Genomic DNA, 20,681 nt, shown 5'->3' with positions numbered 1-20,681 from the left:
AGCCGACGGCGCGTGGCTGACGCCGTCGGCGACGGTACGTCAGCATGAGCGCCATGTCCGAGAAGCTGAGCACTCCGCGCCGGATCGCCGACGACTACGTCGCGCAGGTCACCGCCCTCGACCCCATGGCCTCGACCCGGCTCGGGCTGCGTCCCGAGGACGACCGGCAGCCGGATCTGTCCCCGCAAGGCTTCGAGGCGCTCGCCGAACTGGCCCGGCGAACCCTCTCCGCGCTCGACGCCACCGAGCGGACCGCGGAGAAGGACGGTGTGGTGTTCGAGGACGTCGAGCGGAACTGCGCCCGGCTGCTGCGGGAGCGGCTGACCGCGGAGCTCGCCCTGCACGAGGCGGGTGACCACTTCCGCACCCTGAGCAACGGCAACTCGCCGCTGCACCGGGTGCGGAGCATCTTCACGCTGATGTCCACCGACACGGATGAGGACTGGGCGGCGGTGGCCGGGCGGCTGCGCAACCTGCCCGGCGCGCTGGACGGCTATCGGGCGACCCTCACCGAGGGGATCTCCCGTGGGCTGCTCTGCGCGCCCCGCCAGGCCCGGGCCGTCATCGGGCAGCTCGTCGCCTGGACCGGGCAGGATGCCGGCGGCGCGAGCTGGTTCGCCATGTTCGTGGCCGGTGGGCCGGACCGGCTCAGGCCCGATCTGGACGCCGCCGCCGACCGGGCGACGACCGCGGTGGCCGGCTTCCGCGACTGGCTGCGCGACACCTATCTGCCCGCCGCGGACGGCACCCCGGACGCCGTCGGCCGTGAGCGCTACCTGCGCTCGGCCCGCTGGGCCAACGGCGCCGATGTGGACCCGGCCGAGGCGTACGCCTGGGCCTGGGAGGAGTTCCACCGGACGGTCGCCGAGATGCAGACCGAGGCCGGCCGGGTCCTTCCGGGCGCAGGTGTCCGGGAGACCATGGACCACCTGAACCTGCACGGGCACTCCGTCGCGGGCGAGGAGAACATCCGCGCCTGGCTCCAGCAGATCACGGACGAGGCGATCGACGCCCTCGACGGCGTCCACTTCGACATCTCCGGGCCCCTGCGTCGGGTGGAGACGAGGATCGCGCCCACAGGCAGTGCCGGCGCTCCGTACTACAACGGTCCCAGCCTGGACTTCAGCCGCCCCGGCCGCGCCTACCTGCCCACTCTGGGCCGGCACACCTTCCCCACGTGGCAACTCGTCAGCACCTGGTACCACGAGGGCGTGCCCGGGCACCACCTGCAGACCGCCCGGTGGACCGCCGCCGCGGACCGCCTCAGCCCCTACCAGATCACCCTGGGCGCGGTCAGCGCCGACAAGGAGGGGTGGGCCCTGTACGCCGAGCGTCTGATGGACGAACTGGGCTTCTTCACCGACCCCGCCCGCCGCCTGGGCTATCTCGACAAGCAGATGCTCCGTGTCATCCGCGTGATCATCGACATCGGCATGCACCTGGAACTGGCCATCCCCGCCGGCTCCGGCTTCCACCCCGGCGAACGGTGGACGCCGCAGCTCGCCACCGCGTTCATGGCCGCCCACCACGGCAGTGACACCGCCCGCCGTACCAGCGAGATCGACCGGTACCTCGGGCGGCCCGGCCAGGCCATCGGCTACAAGCTGGGAGAGCGCGCGTGGCTGCGGGGCCGTGAGGCCTCCCGCCGCCGCCTCGGCACCGGATTCGACCTGCGGACCTGGCACATGAACGCGCTCAGCCAGGGCTCACTCGGTCTCACCGACCTGGCCGACAACCTCGCGTCGCTGTGAGCGGGCGGCCGGCGCCGGTGAGGCGGCGTTCGAGGGGTGCGGTAGCAGGGCGTGGCGGGGTGCCGTCGAGGAAGCCGAGGGTGTGGTGGAGTTGGGCTTCGACGGCGGTACGGGCCTCGCTGCCGGGATCGGCCGGGAGGTGGTGGTTGATGTGCCCGTCCACGTGCTGGGCCCAGCTGCCGACGACGCGGCCGTCCCACCAGATGTCCGGGCCGATGTTGCCGTTGCGGTCGAAGAGGGCCTTGGTGTGTTCGGCGTCGAGGTACCAGTGGCGGTGGCGCCAGCCCATGGGGGCGGGGTCCAGCTCGGCGAACGGTCCTGCCCGCCACCGGCGCGGGCGGGGACGTTCCCGCGCCGATGGCGGCGTGGCTCAGCGGACCGTCACGTTGAAGACCGGTGAGGCCGTGTTGCCGCTGACGACGCGCAGGTCGTTCTTGCCCTTCAGGCCGAGCTTGACGCCCAGCGAGTAGGAGCCGTTGCGCGCGACGGGCGCGGACGCGGGCAGGCTGACCCACGTGCCGTGCTGCTTCTGCTGCAGGGTCACCTTGCTGCCCGCCTTGAGGCCGGTCGTCTTCCCGGTGACCCGGAACAGCTGCCAGGCGCGGACGGAGGACACCGACGGCGTGGCGGTGATGCCGGCCTTGGGAGCCTGGGTCTTGTGCGCGACGGCGACGGGAGACGCGGTGTGCGGGGCCGGGGTGGCGGCCATCGCGGTGCCGGCGAGGGCGAGGGAGGCGGCGCCGAGGGCACCGACGACGGCTATGCGCAGGGAACGCCGCTTCGAGACCATCACAGATATGTCCCTTTCCATGACTGGAACAGCTTTTGCATCAAACAAGCCCTACATGCCGATTGATGTAGGCATGAGAAGTGACGTCACTGTGGACGCAGGCGTTCATCGGCGTGATGTCGCCGTCTTGTAACAGCTGCCGCGGAGGCCTCCACGCGAGCACTCCGGACACCACCGCGCACATGCTTTGACCACGGGGACCACTGCCGCTAATTTCCCCTTCGTGTCCGCTACCTCGTGCCGGTGGCCCGGGTACTTCGCCGCCCGCGGGTACCCGAACGCGCACCGCGTCGGCTCCGGAGTCGAGGGCATCGTCTACCGGCTGGGCCACGGCCGGGTCGCCAAGGTGTGGACCGGTCGTCCGCCGACCGCGCTCACCCGCCAGGTGTACGCGGACCTCGCGCAGCGCCCACTGCCGTTGGCCACCCCCGAGATCCTCGAAGTCGAGGAGCACCAGGGCGTCGTCATCACCTACGAGCGCGAACTGCCCGGCGCCCCGATGCGGGGCGACTCCGCGCACGAGGACCATGAGCGGCAGCTGCCCGTCCAGCACAAGAGCGCCCTGCTCGCCGTTCTGCGCGCCCTCGCCTCGGTTCCGGGCACGGACGCGATGCGCCGGCTGACCGTGCGGGGCGACGACCGTCCGCTGTGGCAGGGCCACCACCGCTTCCAGGACGCGCTCGCGGCGCTGGTCACGCGCGCCGTGGCCCGGCACGGCGCTGCCCTGGCCGTGCGGGTGCCGGACTTCGACTCGGGAGTCGCACGCACGCTGAGGGCGCTCGGGGCGCTTCCCGACGCTCCGGTCACAGCGATCCACGGCGACCTCGTCCCGCCCAACATCCACACCGACGCGGCCGGACGACCCGTCGCCGTGCTCGACTTCGGTTTCTACACCACGGCCGGCGATCCGGCCTTCGAGGCTGCGGTCACGGCGGCCGTCTGGGACATGTACGGCCCCTACGCCACGGAGCACGCTGCGGAACTCACCCGGCTCTTCGCACAGGAGCTCGGCTACGCGCCCGCCGCCCTTGCCGTCTACCAGGCCGTCTACGCCCTCACCACGTACGATCTCTACGGCAGGGACAACAATGACGGACATTTCCGGTGGTGCGCGGAACAGCTGTGCCGCAACGCTGTGTTCAGCGCCCGGGTGTCCTGAAGGCCGCCACTCGCCGACCGCCGCGCAGCGCGTGCCCACCGGCCGGCGGGCCTGGTACCGCGTCAGCGTGGCAGGCCCAGATCGTCCAGGGACGCGCCGCTCGCCCAGCGCCGCAGTTGGCGGCCATTGAGGAGGTGGACGTCGCCTTGGCGGGAGGCCCACAGCATGTCCGCGCGGCTGAAGCGCCCGGGGTGGACGATGACCTGGATCGGGCGGTCGGCGCCCGGGCGGCCCCTCTCGACGAGGGCGGCGCGCCAGTTCTGGCCTTCCCCGGCCGTCGCCTCGGAGCGGAACGCGACGTCCAGTTGGCGCCCCCGGCGGTCCCGGGCGTGCAGGCGCCGCCTCCCTTGCTGCAGGGTCAGGTCGACCACGCGCCAGCCGTCGCGCTGCAGGATGCGCGCCGCCGCCTCCGCCAACCCGCGCTCATCCAGCCGGGCGAGCTCCGCCGCGGTGTAGCGGCCACCGCGCCGGCGGACGACCGCCCGGCGCACGCGCAGGGCCACCACGGCGCCCGAGGCCAGCAGGATGACGCCGAGCGCGAGTCCGAGGACGCCACAGGTGCGCTGAAGCCAGACGAGCAGGCACACGGGGACCAGCACGGCCAGGCCGAGGCCGGCGAACGCGGGGAGGACCTCGCGGAGTTCGGGGCCGTACAGGCCCTGGGCCCGGAGTTCGGAGACCGCCTGCGTTCGCTGCGGACGGCGCGAACCGGGCACCGGCCGGCGCTGCCCCCGTACCGGCAGCTGCGGCCGCTGCCACCTCGTCACCAGAGTCCACCCCCCACGGTCTTGTCCGTCCCCCTCGCGGTAGAGGTACCCGGTCATCACCGGTCCGCGCCGGCGGGGGACAGCCGTGGGCAACGATGTCACGTCTGTCCAGTGACACGGTAGTCAGGTGCCGGAGGGTGCTCAGACCAGGCTGGTGAGCACGCCGTCGAGGGGGGCGGGTGTGCGGTCGGGGTCGAGGGCCTCGACGAGGACGCGGCCGTAGTGGATCTTGCGCCCCTTCTTCGTGCCGAGGAAGCGCCGCAACTGCTGCTGCAGAGTGCGACCCTGCTGCGCGGGCTGGCGCAGGAAGGTCTGCAGGGCGCGCAGATCACCCTCCGCCCGGACCAGCTCCGTCACGCGGGTCACGCCCAGCGCGCGGATGAGCTCGTCCTCCAGATCCGCCGCGCAGACGAAGAACTCCTGCTCCGCCGCACCGGCCCGCGCCAGGCCGCGCGCGTAGTGACCACGCTCCCGCTCGTCGCACAGTCCCGTGAGGCGGAGACCCAGCCCGGTTGGCCCGAGGAGACGGGCGAAGCGTCCGACGCTCATCGCACCGCCCATCGCCAGGACGCAGACGCCTTCGGCCGCCAGGTTCCGGCCGCGGCGCGCGGCCAGCGCGTCGACCGCCGCGGCGTCGCTCGGCCCTTCGAGCAGGACGGCCGCGCGGACACACAGCCGAGCGGCCAGCTCACGCGCGGGGTCGCCGGGGCCACCGGCCGCCCATGCGGTGACCGCTTCCCGGAACGACCCCATGTCCGCCATGGGACGAGTCTCCGCCCTCACCGGCGTTCACGCGAGGGGATTTCGGCCAGGACACTCAGTCCGGTCGAGTGTCAGTGCCCGGTCGCATACTGACGCGCAGGCGATCACGGCCGCCTCTTCCTCGTCCTGGACGACGACGGCACCGTGCGCGGCCACCACGGCCCCCGCACGGAGAGCTTCGCCTCCCAGGGTCTCGACCAGGTGCTGTACTTCGTCGCCGAGGACACGGTCCGTCGCCTCGCCGAGCACATCGCGGCCCACTCCCCCGGCCAGGGCCCGGTCACCAACCTCGTGACCGGGCAGGCCGCGATGCTCGACCGGATCGATCCCGCATGGGGGAGCAGATTCCGCAGCGGCGGCGTCGACGGCACGCCTCCGGCACCACCGTGCGGGCGTGACCCACTGGAAGGCCTGGCCTGGATCGCCGGCTCATGGCGTGAGCAGGATCCCTACACCAACCCCCTCTTCTTCCGCGGCGAGGGCGTCAGCGCCGAGGACATCGCCCTGCTCCATCGAGCCGGCCCGGAGCAGACCACGGCCGGTACACGCCTGTCGGACCTGGGCGGTATGGACGGCACCGGCCGCGACGACTGGGACATCGCCTGGCGGAGCTTCTGCTTCGGGAAGGCCGGCGACTGGGTGTTCCTGATGTACCACGAGACACCACCCGGCACCCGGGCCGACAGTGCGGCGCTCTCCCGGCTCGGGGCCAACTCGACTTCCTCAACCAGGCGATACGCCGAGCCGAACTGGACCATCCCGAAGTGACCAACGCGTTCGAACTGTGCTTCCACGCCCTGGAAACCGCTCTCGGCCTGCAACTCCCCCAGCGGGCCATCCAGGAGGGGTCGGTCCAGGCCGCGCAGTGGGCTGGTGCCGGCAAGAGGCGTACCACGGTGTGATCGTGGGCGAGCTGGAACGGCTGTCCGTCGCGCAGGCCCGCCGTCTCGTCGGACCGGCCACGGTTCCTCAGCGCGGCGCGGCGAAGACCGGCGGGTTCAGACGGGCGAATCCTTCCTGACGCTCGTAGGGGAAGTAGGGGTACGGTGCCGGCCGATGGCTCGCCGCATCGAGTTTCGCCATCTGCTGGGGAGTGAGGCTCCAGCCGACGGCACCGAGGTTCTGGCGCAGCTGCCGCTCATCGCGGGCGCCGATGATGACCGAGGACACGGTCGGCCGCTGGAGCAGCCAGTTGAGAGCGATCTGCGGCACGGCCCTGCCCGTCTCCTGCGCGATCTCGTCCAGGGCGTCCACCACGCCGTAGAGGTGCTCGTCGCTGACGGGCGGGCCGTAGTCGGCGGTGCGATGGAGGCGGCTGTCGGCGGGCAGCGGTGCGCCGCGGCGGATCTTGCCGGTGAGGCGGCCCCAGCCGAGCGGGCTCCAGACGATCGCCCCGAGGCCCTGGTCCTGGGCCAGCGGCATGAGCTCCCACTCGTAGTCGCGGCCGATGAGGGAGTAGTACACCTGGTGGGCCACATAGCGCGGGTGCCCGTACTTCTCCGCGGTCGCGAGGGACTTCATCACCTGCCAGCCGGAGAAGTTGGAGACGCCGGCGTAGCGCACCTTTCCCGCCTTCACGAGCGTGTCGAGGGTGGCCAGCACCTCTTCGACCGGTGTCCCGGCGTCGAAGGCGTGGAGCTGGAACAGGTCGACATGGTCGGTACCCAGCCGGCGCAGGGCGTCCTCGCAGGCGGTGATCAGCCGGGAGCGGGAGGAACCCGCGTCGCCCGGACCGTCCCCCATCGGCAGACTGGTCTTGGTGGAGACGATCACCTGGTCCCTGCGGCCCTTGATCGCCTCACCCAGTACCTCCTCCGACGCACCGGCGGAGTAGACGTCAGCGGTGTCGAACATCGTGATGCCGGCGTCCAGGCAGATGTCCACGAGGCGGCGCGCCTCCCGGGCGTCGGTCGTGCCCCAGGCGCTGAAGAGCGGCCCCCGGCCGCCGAAGGTGCCGGCGCCGAAGCTCAGCGCGGGAACCATGAGTCCGGACGCGCCCAGTCGCCTGTATTCCATGTCAGATCCTTTCCGAAGACCGAAGAACGAAGAACGAAGTACGGCGGCCTCAACGAATAGGGGTAGCTCGCTAACGGGTCTATAGTTCCGTTAGCTGCTATCAAGCTAGCAGGGCGTGGCGATTAATGGAACTGGAGTGCCGTTATGTCTGGTGAAGCCGAGCCGGGAACCGTACGACCCGGAGGGCGCACGGCGCGTGTGCGGGAGGCGGTGCTCCGGGCGGCTGAAGACGCGCTGACCGAACAGGGCTTCACGGGGCTCGACCTGGCCGACATCGCACGTCGGGCCGACGTGGGCAAGACGACGGTGTACCGCCGCTGGGGAACGGTGACGGGCCTGGTGGCGGATCTGCTGCTGGACATGGCCGAGCAGTCCGCGCCCCGCACCGAGACCGGCTCACTGATCGGCGACCTGAAGGCCAACGCCCGCCTGGTGCAGCGGACCCTCACGGACCCTCGGCAGGGACCGCTGTTCAAGGCGCTGATCGCCGCGGCCACCGGTGACGCCAAGACGGCCGCGGCCCTGCAGCGCTTCTACGACATCCGCGTCGGCGAATGGGCACCCTGCGTCCGGCAGGCGGTCGAGCGGGGCGAGGTACCCGAAGGCACCGATGCCCACGAGGTGGTCCGTGCGGTCTCCGCCCCGCTCTACTACCACCTGCTCATCAGCGGCGGCCCGCTCGACGAGGCCACCGCCGACCGGGCAGCCGAGGCCACCGCTATCGCGGCACGCGCGGGCGCCTACGTACGGGACGGCGCAGAGCCCGCGACGGGCCGTCGCGCGTGACGGCCCGTCGTGGCGCTCGGCTCGTACGGGCACGGGCAACCGAGCCCCTCCCGCAAGGGCTCAGGCCCCCGGCCCTGCCGGCCCTGTCATCCCGCCGAGTGTGGTAGCGGGAGGGCGGCGGTGGCGGTTGCGGTGGGCGGCGCTCGTGACCATCAGCGCCAGGCCCAGGCAGAAGAGGAGCGCCAGCGCGAGGCCGGAGCTGAACAGGGCCAGGCCGTTCATGGTGGCGATGTCGTGGCCCAGGACGGAAACGGTGTACGCGGGGCCGCCGGACATGTTGCCGACGATCGCCAGGGCGGTGAAGGCGCCCGTACCCGCGAGCAGGAGCAGTCCGAGGAACAGCATCCGAGTCATCTCCTCAGGAAACGTCTGCCGACCGAACGGGTACCCGCGACTCTCCGGCCGTACCGAGCACGAAGCGGGGGAGCACGAAGGGGGAGCACGAAGGGTGGTACCTCGGTGCATCGCTCCCGCGGCTCAGCGGCGGGCCTCCGGCCGAGGGGCGGCGGCTCCGGGTGTGATGCCGAGCATGCCGTCGGCCTCCCCACCGATCCGTACGCCGCGGCTGATCCGGTCGAGGGTCGCGCGCAGCCAGGCGCGGTCCTCGTCCGCCGCGGGCTCCAGCCGCATCCGCCGCGCCTGCAGGGGGAACATCCGGAGGCCGGTCGTACGCCCGGTGGCCGCGTCCACCGAGACGAGGTAGCCGAGCCGGAGGTCGTCGCGGTACTCCTCGTAGCCCGAGATGCCCTCGTAGTCGTCGATGAAGTCGCCGCAGCCGTAGAGGATCAACCGGCCCCGGTACACCTCGACGGGGCGGGGGTGGTGCGAGGAGTGCCCGTGGACGATGTCGACGCCACCGTCGACCAGGGCGCGCGCGAAGCGCGTCTGGTCGCGGGGGACGAGGTAGCCCCAGTTGGATCCCCAGTGCACCGACACGACCGCGATGTCGCCCGGCCGCTTCGACCGCCGCACGCGCTGGACGGCCGCCTCGGCAGCCGACGACGACAGCTCACGGACGTAGGCGACGCCGGGCCGGTCCGGCGTCGCGGCCCAGTCGGGCGGGATACCGCTGGACAGCGCCCCGAGGGCGAGGACCAGGATGCGGCGGCCGGGCCCGACGGGGACTGCGACGGGCGCGCACGCCTCGTCGGCGGTGCGTCCGGCGCCCGCCGCCCGCAGCCCGGCCCCGGCGAGCGAGTCCAGCGTCTCCTCCAGGCCCGGCCGGCCGAAGTCCAGCACATGGTTGTTGGCCAGTACGCACACGTCGGGCCGGGCCACCGTGAGAGCGGGCAGGTTGGCCGGGTGCATCCGGTAGTGGACCGCCTTCCCCTGCGCGAATTCCGCACTTTCTGTGACAGCCGTCTCCAGGTTCACGATCCGGGCGTCCAGGACGGACCGGTCGAGCATCCGCAGCGCCTCGCCCCACGGCCAGGCCGGGTCGACGGGCACGGGGATCGGGCCGTTGACCGCCTCGGCCAGCTCGACGTACCCCCGGGCATCCGTCATGTACCCCTCGCGCAGCTCCGGGCTTCCGGGGTGCGGAAGGATCTGGTCGACGCCGCGCCCGAGCATCACGTCCCCGCACAGGAAGAGCGTCACCGCACAGCCGCCCATGACCCCACACTAGGCCGCCTCTGCCGACGCCGGTGCCCCGCTCACCCGGCTGCCCCGCGAAAGCCTTGGACGTCGCGTCTCTCACCATGATCGGATGGCGTGATGACATCGTTCTGGAGGGGCGAGCGGATACGCCTGCGCGGTATCGAACCCGACGACTGGGCCGGGTTCATGCGCTTCGCCGAAGACGAGGAGCGGTTGGGAGACCTGCTGAACCCGCCGCGCTCCGCCGAGGGCTTCCGCACCTGGGCCAGGGAGCAGGCCACCACCACGCCCGACGGTGACTGCTTCCAACTCGCCATCGAGGCCGCCGACTCGGGGGAACTGGTCGGCGCTGTCGGCTCGTACCAGGCCGACCCGCGGGCAGGCTGGTTCGAGTACGGCATCACGATCGGCGCGGAGCACCGGCGCAAGGGCTATGCGGCGCAGGCCGCGGTACTGCTGCTGCGCTTCATGTTCGCCGAGCGGCGTTTTCACCGGTGCGAAGCACGGATCTTCGCGCACAACGAAGCGTCGCTCGCGCTGCACCAGCGGTTGGGGTTCGTCGAGGAGGGCCGGCTGCGCGACCGCGTGTTCCTCTCCGGCCGGCACCGCGATCTCGTCGTGATGGGCATGCTCTCCGAAGAGTTCGTGCGACGGCATTCGATGCGCGAGGCATGACGCCGCTTTCCAGGACCGGCTCAGAGGTAACTGAGAGGTTGCCGTGCCAGGCTGGCGCGCCCTCGCCCCCTCTGGAGCCCACTGATGAATCTGGTCAACGGTCTGCCCGCCCATGTCCTGCTGGTGCATGTGGTCGTCGTGCTGATACCCCTCACCGCGCTGGCCCTGGTGTCGGCCGCCCTGTGGCCGCGCGCCGCCCGGCGGCTGGGCCCCCTGCTGCCGCTGCTGGCTCTTGTGGCCCTCGTCAGCGTTCCGCTGACCACGCATGCCGGTGAGTGGCTCGAACGGCATGTGGCCGACGACGCCCTGGTACGCCGGCACACCGAGCTGGGCGACGGACTGCTGCCGTGGGCCCTGGGTCTGTTCGTGCTGGCGGCACTCGTGTGGTGGGCGGCGCGGAGCAGCGCACAGCCCCGTCAGGGCGGCGCCGCGCGCTGGTCCGCCCTCCCCGTGCGGATCGTCGTCGGCGTGCTCTCGCTGGGCGTCGCAGTGGGGGCGGTCGTGGACGTCTACCGGATCGGCGACTCGGGGGCGAAGGCCGCCTGGCACGACGCCTACTCCAAGACGGCGACGCGGTCACAGGGCGGCTCCTGATCCGTGGTCGGCCGCGCGGCCGGCCCGGCCGCTGCACCGTTCCGGAGTGCCGTACCACCGGCCTCGCCCATGGCCTCGCGCCCGGTTCGAGGGCTCTGCACGGAATGCCGTGCAGAGCCCTCGACGCGTGTGCCGAGCGGACGAGAAGGCGGCGCCGGGACCAGCCGGGCCGCGCGAGCCGGTCATCCGGTGTCCGCTACGCCGCAGGCGTGGGCCGAAGGGCCTCCGGCCGGGCTCGAATGACCAGTCGTCTGTTCGAGGACATGGCCGATCACACGGAGCAGTGGCAGGTCAGCGCCCTGCCCGTGCCGGAGTTCCTGCACGCGGCTTCGAACAAGGGGATCACATCGGCTCGCCAGCGACGGTTTCAGCCGCGAGCCGTGGGGCGTCCGGACTCTACGTGTACCAACATGCGCTTGAGCAGGGCGATCAGGAGGTCCTGGTCGGCGCGGTCGAGCGGTTCGACCATCGCTTCCTCGGCCGCCCCCCGCACCTTCATGGCGGCGTACCAGCGAGTGTGTCCGAGTTCGGTGAGCTCGACGTCGACGCGGCGGCGGTCCTCGGTACCGCGGAGCCTGCGGATCAGGCCCGCCTCCTCCAAGGTGTCGAGGCGGCCGGTCATTCCGGCTGGAGAGATCATCAGTTCGGTCGCCAGTTGCGACGGGGTGGCGCGCCATGGTGTGCCGCGCGAGGCGAGGCGGTGCAGTGTCTCGAACTCGAACTCCTGGAGGCCGACTTCGGCGAGGGCTTCGCGCTTGGTGTGGCTGGCGTGCTTGGTCAGCAGCTGGATCCTGGTGATGATCGCTTCGGCTCGCTCGTCGAAGGGCGCCTTGTTACGCCAGCGGGCCATGTGTCGGTCGACGGAGTCCTCCATCCCTTCAGTATGCTACGCCGGCAAGTATTTCGCTGGCCAAAGATTCGCTGACGAATTACTCTGCGCGTCATGACCTCTCCGATTCGTCGGTTGCTGATAGGGCGCACTGTTGCGGCTCTGGCGACCGCGCTGATCCCGACCACCCTCACCCTCGCGGTCGTCCGCACCGGCTCGGCCATGGACCTCGGCCTTGTGCTGTCCTGCGAGCTGCTCCCCATGCTCGTCCTGCTGCCCGTTGCGGGTGTGGTCGCCGACCGCTTCCCACCGCAGCGGGTCGTGCTCACCGCGGACCTGATACGCGCCGCCGCACAACTCGCGATCGGCGCGGAGCTGCTCAGCGGCCGAGTGCGGATCCCCGATCTGGCCGTGCTGTCGGCGATCACGGGCGGGGCCGTGGCTTTCGGGACGCCGGCCGTCCGCACACTGGTCGCCGCTGTGGTGCCCGAACCCGAGCGCCTTCGGATCAACGCGCACCTCGGGGCCGCGCAAGGGATCGCTCAGATAGCGGCTCCCGCAGCCGCCGGCGGCCTGATGCTGCTTGTGGGGGCCGGGTGGTCCTCCCTGCTCACCGGCACGCTGTTCATGGCATCCGCCCCCACTCTCGGCGGCCTGCGGCTGGACCGCCCCCTCCGGCGCGCCGAGCGAAGCGCCTTCCTGCGAGAACTGCGCGAGGGGTGGGCCGAGACCCGCCGCCATCCCTGGTTCCTGGCCAACGTCCTCGGACACGGCGTGTGGCACCTGACGGCGGGCCTCCTCCTCACCCTGGGCCCGATGATCGCCGTACGTCATCTGGGCGGGGACACCGCCTGGGTCGTCATCGCAGAAGTCGGCACGGTGGGGATGGTCGCCGGTATCTACGCCGCCTCCCGGCTGCCCATGCGCCACCCCCTGGCCGGCGTCGCCGTGGGCGCCGCCGTCTTCGCGCTCCCGCTGACGGCGTTCGCCCTTCTCCTGCCGATCCCGGTTGTCACGGCCGCCTACTTCGCGGGGATGTTCGGAGTCGGCCTTCTCAGCCCGCTGTGGGAAACCACCATGCAACGCCGCATCCCGCAAGAAGCCCTCGGGCGCGTGGGATCGTTCGACACGCTGATCTCCTTCGCCGCCCGGCCGCTCGGTCTCGCCATCGCCGCCCCTGTCGCGGCGACCATCGGGACCACGACTCCACTGCTCGTGGGGGCGGCATTGGTGAGCACCGCAAATCTCGCCATCCTCCTGCTCCCCGCCGTGTGGGAGACGCCCAGCACACCGACCTCACCCGCCGAACGAACCGGCCGGCACGACGCGACACGAGCCGCGTAGGCGAAGCGGACCGCGCCGGGTTGTGCGCGCACCCTCTGTGACGGTGACCTCAGGAGAATTCCGGTACGACGGCCACCGGGCACGCGGCGTGGTGCAGCACTCGGTGGGTGACGGAGCCGAGGTGGGGTACGTGGGGACCGTGCCGGCGCCGGGAACCGAGGACGAGCAGGTCGGCCTCGTAGGACGCGGCGATCAGCGTGTCGCGGGGGTGGCCCTCGACAGTGCGGCGCTCCACTTCGAGGCCGGCCGGTGCGTCGCGCAGGGCTTCCTCCACCGCCTCGGCGGCCTCCCGCTGGTCGAGAGGGGCCGGCTCGTCGGCGAGCAGCGGGTGGCCGGTGGTCGCGCGGGAGGGGCGGCGCCAGGCCCGTACGGCTTGCAGGGCCACGCCGCGCAGCCGGGCCTCCTCGGTCGCGAACCGTACGGCCGCCGAGCCCGCCGGCTTCCCGCCGACGCCGAGGACGATACGGCCGTGGATCCCGGCGCGGGCCTGGTTGTCGTGGCTGCCGCGCAGCACGATCACCGGGCAGTGCGCGCGTCCCGCGACCGTCAGGCTGACCGAGCCGAGGAGCGCCTCGGTGATCCCGCTGCGTCCCCGGGACCCCAGGACCATGGCCAGGGCGGCGCGGCTCTCCCGTACGAGCCCGTGCTCCGGGTCCTCGGGCAGCACGTCGGTGGTGACCTTCAGGCCCGGCTGGCGGCGTTCCGCGTGCCGGCGGGCGACGCCGACGACATCCAGGGCCATGACCTCCTCCACCGGTTTGTCCAGTTCCTGGGCGAGCAGCGCGCCCTCGTACCGTTCCCAGAGCGAGGCGTGGACCAGCCGGAGTGGCGCGCCGCGCAGGGCGGCTTCGTCGGCCGCCCACGCCACGGCCCGCAGACTCGGCTCGGAACCGTCCACGCCGACGACGATCGGCAGGTTCATCGGGCACTCCTGTGCGTCAGTCGTGCCCCACGACGGCCACGGGCGCCACGACGTGGTGCGGAACGGCGCGGGTGACATGGCCGCTGTGCGCGCGGAGCGGGCTGGTACGGATGCGCCGGCCGGCGACGGCCGGCGAGGCGTCGTGAGAAGCGTCGGCCGGCGTGCGAGCGAGCCGCGCTTCACGGGCCACCCGTTCGGCGGGGGCCCGGCTCTCGGGCGAGTCGTCGAGACCCACGGTGACGGTTCGGGTCATGGTGCCCACCTCCCAGGGCGAGTCATCCGGTACGGGCTGGTCATGGCGACACCGGCGCGGACCTCATGGAATCAATCATGTACGGCCCAGGTCTTCCTGCGCGACGACGAGGACATCTCCGAGGAGGGCCGGTCGATCAAGGGCTCCGACCTGGTCTCGGCGGTCCGCACCGCCGCCTCGGGACAGTCGACGCTGGATCCCGCGAGAGATCGGCACGCACGCGGAGCACTGGGCCGCGGGCCCGTCAGCCTGCCCCGGTCGCAGGTCGCGTGCAGCCGGCGGCCAGGCGCAGGCTCTCCGTCACCGCGTGCGGGATGTCGACGACCGGGAAGAGGACGTGCCGCACGGTGTGTTCGGCGTCGACGACGAGGATCAGCCGCTTGTGCCGCAGGCGACCCGCGCCACGGAACGTCGGCAGCCGCAGAGCGGCGGCCAGCTGGTGCCGGGCGTCGGAGAGGAGGTCGTACGGCAGCCCTTCCGCTCGCGCGAACTCTTCCTGTTCGTACGGGAGTTGGGTGCTGATGCCGCGCACCTCCACGCCCGACCGCCGGAACGCCGGCCAGGCGTCCCGGAAGAGCCGGTTCTCCAGCGTGCAGCCGGCGGCGCCGGGGATCGGCTCGGGCCACTCGACTCCTGTGCCGGGGTAGGTGAAGAGTACGGTCGCGGCTGCGTCGGGGGCGACGAGAGGCACGGCGGCACCCCGGGTGCCCGGCAGCCGGAGGCCGTCGGGTACGCGGGTGCCGGGCAGGGCGTGGACGCGGGCGTGCTCGGCGCTGTCCTCCGTGGCCGTCCCGGTGACGCTGCCGTCGCCCAGCACCCAGCGGTCGCCCCAGTCCTGCATGGCGACGAGCAGCGGCAACAGCGCGAGTCCGGCCTCCGTGAGCAGGTACTCGTGACGCACCGGCCGACGCTGGTAGACGCTCCGGTGCAGGACACCCTGGGCGACGAGCCGGCCGAGCCGCTCGGCGAGGACCTTGCGGGACAGGCCGATCTCCGCGGCCAGCGCGTCGAAACGGACGTGCCCGCGAGCGACTTCCCGCAGCACCAGCACGTTCCACCAGTCCCCCAGGACCAGGGCGGCCTGGGCGATGCCGCAGGTCTCGTCGGCGTCACGCATCCTCATGCCCTCATCGTAGGTTCCCCTTCGGGACTCACCAGAACCCCTGGCAGGCGGTGTGGCCGGCCAGGGGTCCTCGACGGGGCCGGTGTGCGTCAGCCGTCGGACTCCGGGGACGGGATGTAGGCACCCGGTACGTCGTTCGGTGCGTAGATCTTCTTCTCGCCGGGGTACGGCTTGGTCCAGTTGTGCGTCTGGTACCAGGTGAGGTGGTTCATCTGCGCGGGGTTGGCGAAGTCGGGTATGGCGTGCGGGCCGGTCAGGTGCTGCTTGGCCTTCCAGGCGTCCCACTCGGCCGCGAGCTTCCGCTTGTCCGCCGGCACCTTCGCCGACGGCACGGCCGCCGCGCCCGGGTTCGGCGGCGCGGGGGTGTCCACGCCGCAGGAGGGCGGTGTCTTCAGGCCGTCGGTCAGCGAGGTCCGGTTGGGCAGCGCGGTGAACGGCGTGAAGTCCGGACGCCAGGTGAAGGCGCGGGTCATCGGGGTGGCCGCGCTGTCCTTCTGGTTCATCGGGTGGATCCCGAGGATCTGCTCGATGGTGCGGATCACCGTGATCTGGGAGTAGTAGTGGCTGTCGACCGTGTCGCGCTGGGCCCAGGGGCTGATGATCTGGACCGGGGCCCGGTGGCCGTCGACGTGGTCGAGGCCGGCCTGGGAGTCGTCCTCGACGACGAAGATCGCCGAGTCCTTCCAGTACGGGCTGTGGGAGATCTCGTCGACCATCCTGCCGACCGCGAGGTCGTTGTCCGCCACCTGGGCCGCCGGGCTCGCCGGACCACCGGTGTGGTCGTTGGAGAGCCAGAACATGTTCAGGTTCGCCGGTCCGTTCTTCTCGAAGTCCTGCTTCCAGACCTCGTACTTGTAGATGTCCGGGACGTCGAGGTCGAACATCGGGAAGCCGGGCGCGGACACGGCGTTGAGGGACGGGATCGCCGAGCCCGTCTGGATGGGGTAGGCGGTGGGCTGGCCGGTGGCGTCCATGTCCTTGGCGTCGCAGTACAGGTTCTGCCAGGTCGCGCCGGACGGCTTGCTCTCGATCGACTGGAACTCGCCGAAGTCCCGTACCGTCTTCCCGGCCGCCTGCGCACCCGTCCAGAGGAAGCCGGACTTCTGGTGGCCGAGGGCGTCGTTCTCGGTGTCGTAGCTGCGCTGGTACTCACCGGCCGAGGACTCGGTGTACTCCGGGTCGTCCGCCTGCATGAGCCAGTTGTGGCCCTCGGCGGAGTTGGTGCCGATGTCGTACGTGTTGTCGTACAGGCCGAACTGCCGGGCCAGCTCGTGCTGGTTCGGCGTCACGTTCTCGCCGAACTGCGTCACCGACGGGTCGCCGTTGCCCTCGGGCATGTCACCGTAGACCTGGTCGTAGGTGCGGTTCTCCTTGACGATCAGGAAGACGTGTTTGATCGTCGAGGGGTCGCCGAGCCGTGCCGGGACCGGTGTCGGCCAGGCGTGGCCCTTGCCCTTGGCCAGCCTGACCGAGCCGGGGGTCCAGCCGTTCTGCCGGAAGACCTTGAACGTCTCGGCCCTGATGACGCTGTCGTCCGGCAGCGTGAACCGCTGCACGCTCGACGTCGTGTCGTGGGTGCCGTGCCCGGCGGGGTTGTTCGGGCGGCGGGCGTCGATGCCGCGGGTGTTGGAGACCAGCACCTGGTCGCCCGCGGTCGTGATCTCCGCGGGGAAGTAGTCCGTCGGGAGCAGGCCGACGAAGCTCACCGGCTCCAGCGGGCTCTCGTACCGGTAGACGGCGACGGCGTTGGCGCGGCCGAGCGTCACCAGGAGACGGCCGTCGTCGGTGAGCGTCACCGCGTTGGGCTCGTAGCCCACGGCCGCTTCCGGCCACGGCTGGGTGGAGATGGTCTGTACGACCTTGTCCCGGGCGGTGTCGATGACCGACACGTCGTTGCTGGCCGTGTTGGTGACGAACAGGGACCTGCCCTTCGCGTACAGGGCGGTCGGGTGCAGACCGACGTCGATGCTCGCGGGGGCCGCGGCCGGGTTCGCGAGGTCGATGACGCTGACCGTGCCGGTGGTGGTGGCGCCGGTCTTCGGGTCGGCCGGCACCTGGGTGCCGTACGAGTTCATGGTCGTGTCGCCGGAGCGCGCCGGGCGTCCGCCCTCGTTGCTGACGTAGAGCTTGCCGCCGGCCAGGACCATGTCGCGGGGGGCGTTGCCCACGGGCCAGCTCTGCTCGATGGCTCCGGTCGCCGCGTCGAGGGCGACCACCCGGTTCTGGCCGTTGACCGCGGCGTACACGGTGGAGCCGTCGGACGAGAACACGGCCTGGCCGACCAGGGCGTGCTGGGCGCCGTCCGCAGGGATCCTGACCGGCGTCGGGTCGGCGACCGTGCCGTCCGGATTGACCGTGAACCTGGTGTAGCCGTCGGTCTGGCCCAGCCACAGCTGCTTGCCGTCGGGTGAGTACGTCGGGCCTTCCTGGCCCACGGAGTTGCTGCCGAGCCGCGGGGTCGACGACGCGGCCGTGCCGACGACCTGCTGCACCTTCCAGTTCTGTACGTCGACGATGGCCAGTGCGCTGCCGCCGTCGGTGACCGAGGCGGCGAGGTGGCTGCCGTCCGGGCTGACCGAAGACGACATGATCTTGCCGTTGCCGAGGAGGAGGCGGTCGCCGTACGGGGCGATGTACTGGTCGCTGGAGATGACCTGGCCCCGGTCGGTCATCTGGCCGACCTGGTCGGTGCCGAACTGGCGCGTCTGCGCGTAGCCGATGCCGGCGGTGACGGCGAGGACGACCGCGGTGGCGCCGGCCGTGAGGGCGCCCCGGCGGCCGATGCGTCTGCCGGGCACCGCCTTCTCGGCGGGGCGGCGGTTGCGGGTTACCTGCATGAAGTCATCCCTTCGAGGTGTGAAGAAGTCCGACGGTGCCGTCGAACTGCCACAGCGGGTTCGGTGCGTCTCCGAGGGGGGTCCGCACCAGGAAGTAGCCGTTCACTTCCTTCGGACCGTCGCCGTCGGCCGTGAACCGGCCGTCCGAGGTGACGTCGAGCTGGTAGACGGCCGTCCCGGTGGCCTCGACGCCGGGGAGGTGCCAGGAGACGACGCAGCGCCAGTCGTTGCCGGGCCCCTCGGCGGCGACCCTGACGCTGCCCTTGTTGCACGCCGCCGTGGCCTTCAGCTGCGCTTCGGTGACGGCAGGGCGGTTGAGCTGCTCGGTCTGCATGCGATAGAGGTGGGCGAACTCCGTGGCGAGCGAGCGCTGCACCTTGTCCTGCGAGATCCCGGAGCCGGTGGCCCCGGTCACCGCCGCCACCACGGCGACGGTCGCGGCGGCCAGCCCGGCGAGCGGCAGCAGTCCGGCGGTGACCGCGCGGCGTCCCGCGCCGTCGTCGGTCAGATTGGTGAAGTCGCGCCGGAGGAAGAGGAGATATGCCAGCGCGGTGGCGGTCGCGGCCCACACCAGGCTGACGGCGATGCCGGTCAGGAGCGGCCCGAGCTGTGCGGGGCTGGTGAACAGACCGTTCCAGGCAATGAACGCCCAGCTGGGCAGGGCGAGTCGCACGGCGACGGGCAGTGGCAGCAGCTGGGCGAGCTGCAGCACGAGCGCGACGACCGCCGGCAGCAGCAGCCCCATCGGGGAGCGTCCCAGTACGACGGACCCCAGGAGGCCGATCCCGGCGAGGGCCAGGGTGGGGGCCAGCACGCAGACCCAGGCGAGGAGCACCTCGCCGGCGGCGTCCCCCGGGCTCAGCAGATGGCCGTCAAGGCCGACCAGCGGCCGGTTGCCGACCGCCACGAGCCCGCCGGCCGTGCTGGAAGCGGCGAGTCCGGCCACGAGCAGCAGGATGACGGTGAGGCTCGCCAGTGCCTTCGCGGCGAAGATCCGGCGCGGCGAGCGGACCGCCACCAGCAGGTGCCGCCAGGTGCCCAGCCGGTCCTCGGCGGCGAACACATCACCGGCGACCAGGGAGGTCAGCAGCGGGAGCGCCCAGGTGCCCGAGAATCCGAGGATCACCAGGGGTCCGGCCCACCCGGTGGCGAGCATCCAGCGGCCGAAGAGCGTGTCGGAGGGGAGCGTGCTCTGCTGCCCCACCCCGGCGACGAAGAGCGCCGGTGCGATCCAGCAGGCGAGCACCAGCAGCCGGATCCGCCATTGCGAGACGAGCTTGACCAGTTCGAAGCGGTAGCCGCGGGCCACGGAGACCCGTGCGGCACCGGCGGTGGTGCGGGCGGCTACGGCGGTCGCGGTCATCGGCCGGCCTCCCGCGGCTGGGTTCCGGTCTCCCGTGGCTGGGTGCCGGTCTCCCCCGGCTGGGTTTCGGCGCCCCGCGGCTCGGTCAGGGCCAGGAAGGCGGCCTCCAGCGGGGAGACCACCGGGCCGAGTTCACGCAGGGCGATTCCCGACTGCACAAGCCGGACCACCAGTTCGTCGAGGGCCGGCACCCGCGCGCGTACGACGAGGGCGTCGGCTCCGTTGCGCCCTCCCGCTTCGCCGGCCAGACGGATCCCGGGCGTCTCGGCGGCCAGCCGGCGGGCCGCCCGGGGGTCGGAGGTGACCAGGCGGTAGTCGAGTTCACGGTTCTCGGCGGCCAGCTTGCCGAGCGGACCGGAGAAGACGACCCGTCCGGTGGCGAGGATGGTGGCCTCGGAACACAGCGCTTCGAGGTCGTCCATGCGGTGACTCGACAGCACGACGGCGGTGCCCTCCCTCGCAAGCCGGTTCAGCACACCGTGTACGTGGTTCTTGCCGGCCGGGTCGAGGCCGTTGGAGGGCTCGTCGAGCACGAGGAGCCGGGGCCTGGTGAGCAGCGCGGCGCCCAGGCCGAGGCGTTGACGCATGCCCAGGGAGAAGCCGCGGACCCGGTCGTCGGCGACATCGGTCAGGCCGACCTGGTCGAGCACGTCGTCGATGCCCGCACTCCGCGCGTTCCGGCCGCGCAGAGCGGCCAGCGCGGCGAGGTTCTGCCGGGCGGTGAGCGAGGGGTACAGGCCCGGTCCGTCCACGAACCCGGCGACACCGTCGGGAGCGGCGAACGTCCGGCCCACCGGCGTACCCAGGATCTCCAGGTGACCGGTGTCGGCCACGGCCAGCCCGAGCAGGAGCCCGAGGAGCGTCGTCTTGCCGGCGCCGTTCGGTCCGACCAGGCCGTGGATCTGTCCTTGCGCCACATCCAGATCGATGCCGTCGAGCGCGACGACATCACCGAAACACTTGGTGATCCCGCGCGCCCGGACCGCGAGGATTGAGTCGTCCATGAGCCCCTTCTTTCCGAAACCTCAAGGAGGCTAGGGAGAGCACACAACACTCACAGGGATTCCCAGTTGAACGATCAGGGAACGGAAGACCACAGCCGTTCGGCATG

General features: G+C 71.7%; 22 protein-coding genes. 8 read left to right on the top strand and 14 right to left on the bottom strand.

What is annotated here, in order from left to right:
• The first annotated feature begins 53 nt into the window (after positions 1 to 53).
• Positions 54 to 1,751 (top strand): DUF885 domain-containing protein, encoded by a 1,698-nt coding sequence (locus tag ABT171_RS09290; protein WP_351241487.1) that lies wholly within the window; start codon positions 54 to 56, stop codon positions 1,749 to 1,751.
• Here the strand turns inward: ABT171_RS09290 and ABT171_RS09285 are convergent.
• Both ABT171_RS09285 and ABT171_RS09280 read right to left on the bottom strand, forming a co-directional pair.
• Positions 1,717 to 2,040 carry a DNA glycosylase AlkZ-like family protein gene (locus tag ABT171_RS09285; protein ID WP_503074552.1) on the bottom strand — a complete coding sequence of 108 codons (324 nt, stop codon included), beginning with the start codon at positions 2,038 to 2,040 and terminating at the stop codon, positions 1,717 to 1,719. The two genes, ABT171_RS09290 and ABT171_RS09285, sit on opposite strands and share 35 nt — an antisense overlap.
• 81 nt (positions 2,041 to 2,121) lie before the next feature.
• Positions 2,122 to 2,541, bottom strand: coding sequence for a hypothetical protein (locus tag ABT171_RS09280; protein WP_351241485.1), 420 nt, complete (start codon positions 2,539 to 2,541; stop codon positions 2,122 to 2,124).
• 223 nt (positions 2,542 to 2,764) lie between these two features.
• On the opposite strand from ABT171_RS09280, the gene ABT171_RS09275 reads away from it, so the two are divergent.
• Complete coding sequence (locus tag ABT171_RS09275) at positions 2,765 to 3,700, top strand: aminoglycoside phosphotransferase family protein (RefSeq protein WP_351241483.1); 936 nt, start codon at positions 2,765 to 2,767, stop codon at positions 3,698 to 3,700.
• 62 nt (positions 3,701 to 3,762) lie between these two features.
• Here ABT171_RS09275 and ABT171_RS09270 read toward each other — a convergent pair whose 3' ends face one another.
• Together ABT171_RS09270 and ABT171_RS09265 are read right to left on the bottom strand one after the other, a co-directional pair.
• The gene (locus ABT171_RS09270; protein ID WP_351241481.1) at positions 3,763 to 4,467 is read right to left on the bottom strand and encodes a hypothetical protein; all 705 of its coding nucleotides are present in this window, start codon (positions 4,465 to 4,467) and stop codon (positions 3,763 to 3,765) included.
• A 141-nt stretch (positions 4,468 to 4,608) separates the two neighbouring features.
• Entirely contained in the window at positions 4,609 to 5,229 is a 621-nt protein-coding gene (locus ABT171_RS09265) for a TOPRIM nucleotidyl transferase/hydrolase domain-containing protein (protein WP_351241479.1), read from the bottom strand.
• 144 nt (positions 5,230 to 5,373) lie between these two features.
• On the opposite strand from ABT171_RS09265, the gene ABT171_RS09260 reads away from it, so the two are divergent.
• Together ABT171_RS09260 and ABT171_RS09255 are read left to right on the top strand one after the other, a co-directional pair.
• Positions 5,374 to 5,997: a hypothetical protein gene (locus ABT171_RS09260; RefSeq protein WP_351241477.1), complete on the top strand. Its 624-nt coding sequence runs from the start codon at positions 5,374 to 5,376 to the stop codon at positions 5,995 to 5,997.
• Positions 5,994 to 6,131 carry a hypothetical protein gene (locus ABT171_RS09255; protein WP_351241475.1) on the top strand — a complete coding sequence of 46 codons (138 nt, stop codon included), beginning with the start codon at positions 5,994 to 5,996 and terminating at the stop codon, positions 6,129 to 6,131. The genes ABT171_RS09260 and ABT171_RS09255 overlap by 4 nt, the downstream gene beginning before the upstream one ends.
• Before the next feature lie 67 nt (positions 6,132 to 6,198).
• On the opposite strand, the gene ABT171_RS09250 is transcribed toward ABT171_RS09255, so the two are convergent.
• Complete coding sequence (locus ABT171_RS09250; RefSeq protein ID WP_351241473.1) at positions 6,199 to 7,245, bottom strand: aldo/keto reductase; 1,047 nt, start codon at positions 7,243 to 7,245, stop codon at positions 6,199 to 6,201.
• A 144-nt stretch (positions 7,246 to 7,389) separates the two neighbouring features.
• Between ABT171_RS09250 and ABT171_RS09245 the strand changes: the two genes are divergently transcribed.
• Entirely contained in the window at positions 7,390 to 8,031 is a 642-nt protein-coding gene (locus ABT171_RS09245; RefSeq protein WP_351241471.1) for a TetR/AcrR family transcriptional regulator, read from the top strand.
• A 60-nt stretch (positions 8,032 to 8,091) separates the two neighbouring features.
• Here ABT171_RS09245 and ABT171_RS09240 read toward each other — a convergent pair whose 3' ends face one another.
• Both ABT171_RS09240 and ABT171_RS09235 read right to left on the bottom strand, forming a co-directional pair.
• Complete coding sequence (locus ABT171_RS09240; RefSeq protein ID WP_351241469.1) at positions 8,092 to 8,376, bottom strand: hypothetical protein; 285 nt, start codon at positions 8,374 to 8,376, stop codon at positions 8,092 to 8,094.
• Positions 8,377 to 8,508: 132 nt separating this feature from the next.
• Positions 8,509 to 9,645, bottom strand: a complete 1,137-nt coding sequence (locus ABT171_RS09235) for a CapA family protein (RefSeq protein WP_351241467.1) — start codon at positions 9,643 to 9,645, stop codon at positions 8,509 to 8,511.
• A gap of 102 nt (positions 9,646 to 9,747) precedes the next feature.
• Here ABT171_RS09235 and ABT171_RS09230 point away from each other — a divergent pair, with 102 nt between their 5' ends.
• Positions 9,748 to 10,305, top strand: coding sequence for a GNAT family N-acetyltransferase (locus tag ABT171_RS09230; protein WP_351241465.1), 558 nt, complete (start codon positions 9,748 to 9,750; stop codon positions 10,303 to 10,305).
• 84 nt (positions 10,306 to 10,389) lie between these two features.
• Positions 10,390 to 10,899 (top strand): DUF2231 domain-containing protein, encoded by a 510-nt coding sequence (locus tag ABT171_RS09225; protein WP_351241463.1) that lies wholly within the window; start codon positions 10,390 to 10,392, stop codon positions 10,897 to 10,899.
• Between the two features lie 367 nt (positions 10,900 to 11,266).
• On the opposite strand, the gene ABT171_RS09220 is transcribed toward ABT171_RS09225, so the two are convergent.
• The gene (locus ABT171_RS09220) at positions 11,267 to 11,773 is read right to left on the bottom strand and encodes a MarR family winged helix-turn-helix transcriptional regulator (protein WP_351241461.1); all 507 of its coding nucleotides are present in this window, start codon (positions 11,771 to 11,773) and stop codon (positions 11,267 to 11,269) included.
• A gap of 69 nt (positions 11,774 to 11,842) precedes the next feature.
• Here ABT171_RS09220 and ABT171_RS09215 point away from each other — a divergent pair, with 69 nt between their 5' ends.
• Entirely contained in the window at positions 11,843 to 13,072 is a 1,230-nt protein-coding gene (locus ABT171_RS09215; protein ID WP_351241459.1) for an MFS transporter, read from the top strand.
• Between the two features lie 49 nt (positions 13,073 to 13,121).
• On the opposite strand, the gene ABT171_RS09210 is transcribed toward ABT171_RS09215, so the two are convergent.
• The 6 genes from ABT171_RS09210 to ABT171_RS09180 form a co-directional block, all read right to left on the bottom strand.
• Positions 13,122 to 13,994 (bottom strand): universal stress protein, encoded by an 873-nt coding sequence (locus ABT171_RS09210; protein ID WP_351241457.1) that lies wholly within the window; start codon positions 13,992 to 13,994, stop codon positions 13,122 to 13,124.
• Between the two features lie 16 nt (positions 13,995 to 14,010).
• Positions 14,011 to 14,247, bottom strand: coding sequence for a hypothetical protein (locus tag ABT171_RS09205; protein WP_351241455.1), 237 nt, complete (start codon positions 14,245 to 14,247; stop codon positions 14,011 to 14,013).
• 244 nt (positions 14,248 to 14,491) lie between these two features.
• Positions 14,492 to 15,370 carry a winged helix-turn-helix transcriptional regulator gene (locus ABT171_RS09195; RefSeq protein WP_351241453.1) on the bottom strand — a complete coding sequence of 293 codons (879 nt, stop codon included), beginning with the start codon at positions 15,368 to 15,370 and terminating at the stop codon, positions 14,492 to 14,494.
• 89 nt (positions 15,371 to 15,459) lie between these two features.
• The gene (locus tag ABT171_RS09190) at positions 15,460 to 18,207 is read right to left on the bottom strand and encodes a bifunctional YncE/alkaline phosphatase family protein (protein WP_351241451.1); all 2,748 of its coding nucleotides are present in this window, start codon (positions 18,205 to 18,207) and stop codon (positions 15,460 to 15,462) included.
• A gap of 4 nt (positions 18,208 to 18,211) precedes the next feature.
• A complete protein-coding gene (locus ABT171_RS09185) occupies positions 18,212 to 19,570 on the bottom strand; it encodes an ABC transporter permease (protein WP_351241449.1) in 1,359 nt (452 codons plus the stop codon).
• A complete protein-coding gene (locus ABT171_RS09180) occupies positions 19,567 to 20,574 on the bottom strand; it encodes an ABC transporter ATP-binding protein (protein ID WP_351241447.1) in 1,008 nt (335 codons plus the stop codon). The genes ABT171_RS09185 and ABT171_RS09180 overlap by 4 nt, the downstream gene beginning before the upstream one ends.
• Between the last annotated feature and the right edge of the window lie 107 nt (positions 20,575 to 20,681).

The sequence above is a fragment of the Streptomyces sp. NPDC001851 genome, from assembly GCF_040297165.1.
Lineage (GTDB): Bacteria > Actinomycetota > Actinomycetes > Streptomycetales > Streptomycetaceae > Streptomyces.
The sequence above is the reverse complement of the archived record's forward strand: the minus strand, read 5'-3'. Positions and strand labels throughout refer to the sequence as shown.

Coding starts and splice junctions, on each gene's coding strand:
- ABT171_RS09185 (WP_351241449.1), bottom strand. CDS start 19,570: ATGACCGCGACCGCCGTAGCCGCCCGCACCACCGCCGGTGCCGCACGG.
- ABT171_RS09265 (WP_351241479.1), bottom strand. CDS start 5,229: ATGGCGGACATGGGGTCGTTCCGGGAAGCGGTCACCGCATGGGCGGCC.
- ABT171_RS09240 (WP_351241469.1), bottom strand. CDS start 8,376: ATGCTGTTCCTCGGACTGCTCCTGCTCGCGGGTACGGGCGCCTTCACC.
- ABT171_RS09210 (WP_351241457.1), bottom strand. CDS start 13,994: ATGAACCTGCCGATCGTCGTCGGCGTGGACGGTTCCGAGCCGAGTCTG.
- ABT171_RS09205 (WP_351241455.1), bottom strand. CDS start 14,247: ATGACCCGAACCGTCACCGTGGGTCTCGACGACTCGCCCGAGAGCCGG.
- ABT171_RS09235 (WP_351241467.1), bottom strand. CDS start 9,645: ATGGGCGGCTGTGCGGTGACGCTCTTCCTGTGCGGGGACGTGATGCTC.
- ABT171_RS09245 (WP_351241471.1), top strand. CDS start 7,390: ATGTCTGGTGAAGCCGAGCCGGGAACCGTACGACCCGGAGGGCGCACG.
- ABT171_RS09220 (WP_351241461.1), bottom strand. CDS start 11,773: ATGGAGGACTCCGTCGACCGACACATGGCCCGCTGGCGTAACAAGGCG.
- ABT171_RS09250 (WP_351241473.1), bottom strand. CDS start 7,245: ATGGAATACAGGCGACTGGGCGCGTCCGGACTCATGGTTCCCGCGCTG.
- ABT171_RS09180 (WP_351241447.1), bottom strand. CDS start 20,574: ATGGACGACTCAATCCTCGCGGTCCGGGCGCGCGGGATCACCAAGTGT.
- ABT171_RS09290 (WP_351241487.1), top strand. CDS start 54: ATGTCCGAGAAGCTGAGCACTCCGCGCCGGATCGCCGACGACTACGTC.
- ABT171_RS09280 (WP_351241485.1), bottom strand. CDS start 2,541: ATGGTCTCGAAGCGGCGTTCCCTGCGCATAGCCGTCGTCGGTGCCCTC.
- ABT171_RS09225 (WP_351241463.1), top strand. CDS start 10,390: ATGAATCTGGTCAACGGTCTGCCCGCCCATGTCCTGCTGGTGCATGTG.
- ABT171_RS09190 (WP_351241451.1), bottom strand. CDS start 18,207: ATGCAGGTAACCCGCAACCGCCGCCCCGCCGAGAAGGCGGTGCCCGGC.
- ABT171_RS09215 (WP_351241459.1), top strand. CDS start 11,843: ATGACCTCTCCGATTCGTCGGTTGCTGATAGGGCGCACTGTTGCGGCT.
- ABT171_RS09230 (WP_351241465.1), top strand. CDS start 9,748: ATGACATCGTTCTGGAGGGGCGAGCGGATACGCCTGCGCGGTATCGAA.
- ABT171_RS09285 (WP_503074552.1), bottom strand. CDS start 2,040: ATGGGCTGGCGCCACCGCCACTGGTACCTCGACGCCGAACACACCAAG.
- ABT171_RS09195 (WP_351241453.1), bottom strand. CDS start 15,370: ATGAGGATGCGTGACGCCGACGAGACCTGCGGCATCGCCCAGGCCGCC.